Origin of the sequence: Haloferax sp. Atlit-6N (assembly GCF_003383195.1) — an archaeon.
GTDB classification, from domain to species: Archaea; Halobacteriota; Halobacteria; order Halobacteriales; family Haloferacaceae; genus Haloferax; species Haloferax gibbonsii.
In genome coordinates this window covers 1-433 of record NZ_QEQJ01000422.1, presented here as the reverse complement: position 1 = coordinate 433, position 433 = coordinate 1, and the positions used below count along the sequence as shown (strand labels likewise).

Annotated in this window: 1 protein-coding gene; it reads left to right on the top strand. The window is 40.2% G+C overall.

Annotated features, from left to right (window positions below; translation table 11 throughout):
* Window positions 1-433: hypothetical protein (locus DEQ92_RS24355; protein WP_233516966.1), on the top strand; the 433-nt coding region annotated here is incomplete at both ends.

Sequence of the window (433 nt, the reverse complement as noted above, 5' to 3'; positions counted from 1 at the left end):
TTACAACAGCTCTATCTATGCCGGCAAGAAGCTCTCTAAATGAAGATGCCGAGGATGACACCACGAAAAAATACCGATATAATATTCACAACATAATCCAAATTGAGTCTGACTTTGTGTTAGAGATACCAAGTCAATTCCTTCGTTGGAATCAAGCACAGGACAAACGGAATGATATTCATATTTATGTAAGGGAGATAGACACGAGAGAGGAGGATTATAGTAGAGTAGGGGACATATATTTCTGGAGCGACTGCAATCAGTCGATTTGTGTCGACTGGAGCGAGAAGGGGTTTGGATGGCCAGAGGCAAGGGCCAAGATATCAAATCTATCTGGCAGTACTGACTTGGTAGTAAATAAATCATTTTTACAAAAAGGAGATGTGACTGAACTAGTGATGTCTATCATTAGGTACAAGTTGTGGGTTGAAAA